Below are 3,937 nucleotides of genomic sequence, written 5' to 3'. Positions count from 1 at the left end.
GGGTCAGACAACATTGATGGTGACTGATCCACCGCTTTCGCGAGCAAGCCCGCTCCCACAGGGATTTGTGCCAAGCCTCTAATTTCTGCCAATACCTATAACAAGAAACCGGAGAACCACCATGTCGTTAAGCGTGTTCGACCTGTTCAAGATTGGCATCGGCCCCTCCAGTTCCCACACCGTCGGCCCGATGCGTGCCGCTGCGCGCTTCGCCGAAGGTTTGCGCCGCGAAAACCTGCTTGAAGCCACCGCCTGCGTCAAAGTCGAGCTGTATGGTTCGCTTGGTGCCACCGGCAAGGGCCACGGCAGTGACAAGGCTGTGCTGCTCGGCCTGGAAGGCGAACACCCGGACACCGTGGATACAGAGACCGTCGCCGCGCGCCTGCAAGAGATTCGCGGCAACGGCCGCTTGAACCTGCTCGGCGAACACAGCATTGCGTTCAACGAGAAAGAACACCTGGCGATGATTCGCAAACCGTTGGCCTATCACCCCAACGGCATGATTTTCCGCGCCTTCGACGCCGCGGGCCTGCAGATCCGCAGCCGCGAGTACTACTCGGTCGGCGGCGGTTTTGTGGTCGATGAAGACGCCGCCGGCGCCGACCGCATCGTCGAAGACGCCACCCCCCTGACCTTTCCGTTCAAAAGCGCCAAGGATCTTCTCGGTCATTGCGTCAAATACGGGCTGTCCATCAGCCAAGTGATGTTGACCAACGAAAGCGCCTGGCGTCCGGAAGCGGAAACCCGCGCCGGCCTGCTTAAAATCTGGCAAGTGATGCAGGACTGCGTCGCCGCCGGATGCCGCAATGAAGGCATCCTGCCCGGTGGGCTGAAGGTCAAGCGCCGGGCCGCCGCACTGCATCGGCAATTGTGCAAGAACCCGGAATCGTCGTTGCGCGATCCCCTGTCGGTGCTGGACTGGGTCAACCTCTACGCGCTGGCCGTCAACGAGGAGAACGCCAACGGTGGGCGCGTCGTAACGGCACCCACCAATGGTGCAGCGGGGATCATTCCAGCGGTATTGCACTACTACATGCGCTTTATCCCGGGCTCCAATGACGACGGCGTGGTGCGATTCCTGCTGACCGCCGCGGCCATCGGCATTCTGTACAAGGAAAACGCCTCGATCTCCGGCGCCGAAGTCGGCTGTCAGGGTGAAGTCGGCGTCGCCTGCTCGATGGCCGCCGGTGCCTTGTGCGAAGTACTCGGCGGCAGCGTGCAGCAAGTGGAAAACGCCGCGGAAATCGGCATGGAACACAACCTCGGATTGACCTGCGACCCGATTGGCGGGCTGGTGCAAGTGCCTTGCATCGAGCGCAACGCCATGGGCTCGGTCAAAGCCATCAATGCGGTGCGCATGGCGCTGCGCGGCGATGGACAACACTTCGTCTCCCTCGACAAGGTCATCCGCACCATGCGCCAGACCGGCGCCGACATGAAAAGCAAATACAAGGAAACCGCCCGTGGCGGTTTGGCGGTCAACATTATCGAGTGCTGATGCGCGCTCATCTGCACCCTTTTTCAGGAGCTGAATATGTCCACCGAACAACTGTTGAAAACTCCGTTGCACGCACTGCACATCGAACTCGGCGCCCGCATGGTGCCCTTCGCCGGCTACGACATGCCCGTGCAGTACCCGCTGGGCGTGATGAAAGAACACCAGCACACCCGCGACCAGGCGGGGTTGTTCGATGTCTCGCACATGGGCCAGATTCGCCTGACCGGCGCCAATGCCGCCAAGGCCCTGGAAACCCTGGTGCCTGTGGACATCATCGACCTGCCAGTGGGCATGCAACGCTACGCGATGTTCACCAATGCGACGGGCGGCATCCTCGATGACCTGATGGTCGCCAACCTGGGTAATGACGAACTGTTCCTGGTGGTCAACGCCGCCTGCAAGGACCAGGACCTGGCACATCTGCGCAAGCACATTGGCGACCAGTGCACGATCGAACCGCTGTTCGAAGAGCGCGCCCTGCTCGCCCTGCAAGGCCCGGCTGCAGTGACCGTGCTTGCACGTCTGGCCCCTGAAGTGGCGAAGATGACTTTCATGCAGTTCGCCCGCGTGAAGCTGCTGGGCGTGGACTGCTTTGTCAGCCGTTCGGGTTACACCGGTGAAGACGGTTTCGAAATTTCCGTACCCGCCACCAATGCCGAAGCCCTGGCTCGCGCCCTGCTCGCTGAAGCCGAAGTGGCCGCCATCGGCCTGGGCGCCCGCGACTCCCTGCGCCTGGAAGCGGGTTTGTGCCTGTACGGCCACGACATGAACACCGACACCACCCCGATCGAAGCGAGCCTGCTGTGGGCGATCTCCAAGCCACGTCGCGCTGATGGCGCACGGGCCGGCGGCTTCCCTGGCGCCGAAAGCGTATTCGCCCAGCAACAGGCAGGCGTGAGCCGCAAACGTGTAGGTCTGCTACCACAGGAACGTACACCCGTGCGCGAAGGCGCCGAGATCGTCAACGAAGCCGGTGACATCATCGGCAGCGTCTGCAGCGGCGGTTTCGGGCCAACCCTGGGCGGCCCGCTAGCCATGGGTTACGTCGACAGCGCTTACATCGCACTGGACACACCGGTCTGGGCGATCGTTCGTGGGAAAAAGGTGCCTTTGCTTGTAAGCAAAATGCCATTTGTTCCACAACGCTACTATCGCGGCTGATTGAATGTTCCTATAAGTAACGCGGTTGCGTTAACGGTGCACTAATGTGTAACGCAACCGCCATAAAATAGTGCATTGTTTGGCTATAAGCTTCGATTATGAACTTTGCTTATAACGATCGAAAACAATTGAACAAGGTTAGTGAATAAGGCCCCACTAGTGGACTTACTTTGCCATCAACCTGAGGAAATACGGGGCCTACACGGGGCTTGTTTTTTCTCCCGTAGTTGGCGTAGAGTTTGTTCACTGTGTTTGCATGGGTCGCTTGGAATCGTGACCTGGGCAGTAGCCTACAAGTTAGCTACATCCCGTTCGACGTCTTCTTACTCTCCTGCAACCAGCCCCAGTACTCTTTCATGAGAAGGAGACTGTCATTAATTTTTGCGTCAAAGGAAATAAGAAATGTCCCAACGTCAGAGCGGTACCGTCAAGTGGTTTAACGACGAGAAAGGTTTTGGTTTTATCACTCCTGAAAGCGGTCCGGATCTGTTCGTGCATTTCCGCGCCATCCAGGGCAACGGCTTCAAGAGCCTGAAAGAAGGCCAGAAAGTGACTTTCATCGCCGTGCAGGGCCAGAAAGGCATGCAGGCTGACGAAGTACAAGCAGAAGCCTAATCTTCTGTAACGAAAAAGCCCCTGATGCTGACATCAGGGGCTTTTTTGTGCGCGTAAATCCGTAAAATGGCTTCTTTTTCGCCGAGAGCCTGCCATGTCGAAACACCTGCTTACCCCCCAGGGCGACTTTCCTGCCGCTGGCCTGGGTCGTCGCCTGGCAGCCATGTTCTATGATTTCCTGCTGTGTACCGCCCTGCTGATCGTCACCAGCGGCATCTACAAGATGATCCAGATGGCGATCATCGGCGAAGAAAGGATGCGCACCCTTACCGAAGCCGGGGCGCTGGACGGCGATCCCCTGCTCTCCACGGTCCTGCTGTTCGTATTGTTCGGCTTCTTCGCCAAATTCTGGACCTGGTCCGGTCAGACCCTGGGCATGCAGGTCTGGTGCATCCGCGTACAGAATGCCGATGGCTCGTCCATCAGCCTGTGGCAGGCGCTGCTGCGCTTTGTGGTGTCGATTGCTTCGTTGCTGTGTGTTGGCCTGGGATTCTTCTGGTCGCTGTTCGACAAACAGAAACGCAGCTGGCATGACATCTACTCCAATACCGAACTGGTGCGGATTCCGAAGAAGACCAAGTAATCCCTGAACACACAAACCAATGTGGGAGCGGGCTTGCTCGCGAAGGCGTGGTGTCAGCTGATATCAATGCTGCCTGACCC

The 3,937-nt window shown here is 58.7% G+C and carries 4 protein-coding genes; all 4 read left to right on the top strand.

Annotated elements, in window-relative coordinates; translation table 11 throughout:
* Window positions 1-121: 121 nt before the first annotated feature.
* Entirely contained in the window at window positions 122-1,498 is a 1,377-nt protein-coding gene (locus KGA98_RS28335) for an L-serine ammonia-lyase (protein ID WP_090457440.1), read from the top strand.
* Between the two features lie 36 nt (window positions 1,499-1,534).
* The gene (gene gcvT, locus KGA98_RS28330; RefSeq protein WP_090457442.1) at window positions 1,535-2,659 is read left to right on the top strand and encodes a glycine cleavage system aminomethyltransferase GcvT; all 1,125 of its coding nucleotides are present in this window, start codon (window positions 1,535-1,537) and stop codon (window positions 2,657-2,659) included.
* 402 nt (window positions 2,660-3,061) lie between these two features.
* Complete coding sequence (locus KGA98_RS28325; protein ID WP_007977299.1) at window positions 3,062-3,274, top strand: cold-shock protein; 213 nt, start codon at window positions 3,062-3,064, stop codon at window positions 3,272-3,274.
* Between the two features lie 94 nt (window positions 3,275-3,368).
* Window positions 3,369-3,857: an RDD family protein gene (locus KGA98_RS28320; RefSeq protein ID WP_057713522.1), complete on the top strand. Its 489-nt coding sequence runs from the start codon at window positions 3,369-3,371 to the stop codon at window positions 3,855-3,857.
* The last annotated feature ends 80 nt before the right edge of the window (window positions 3,858-3,937 follow it).

This window comes from Pseudomonas sp. BF-R-24 (genome assembly GCF_019947335.1).
In the GTDB taxonomy this organism is placed as follows: Bacteria; Pseudomonadota; Gammaproteobacteria; order Pseudomonadales; family Pseudomonadaceae; genus Aquipseudomonas; species Aquipseudomonas jessenii.
Note: the sequence above shows the minus strand (reverse complement) of the source record. Positions and strands in the feature narration are given on the sequence as shown.

Excerpts from the sequence above, each read along its gene's own strand:
- KGA98_RS28335 (WP_090457440.1), top strand. The coding sequence starts at position 122 with ATGTCGTTAAGCGTGTTCGACCTGTTCAAGATTGGCATCGGCCCCTCC.
- gcvT (WP_090457442.1), top strand. The coding sequence starts at position 1,535 with ATGTCCACCGAACAACTGTTGAAAACTCCGTTGCACGCACTGCACATC.
- KGA98_RS28325 (WP_007977299.1), top strand. The coding sequence starts at position 3,062 with ATGTCCCAACGTCAGAGCGGTACCGTCAAGTGGTTTAACGACGAGAAA.
- KGA98_RS28320 (WP_057713522.1), top strand. The coding sequence starts at position 3,369 with ATGTCGAAACACCTGCTTACCCCCCAGGGCGACTTTCCTGCCGCTGGC.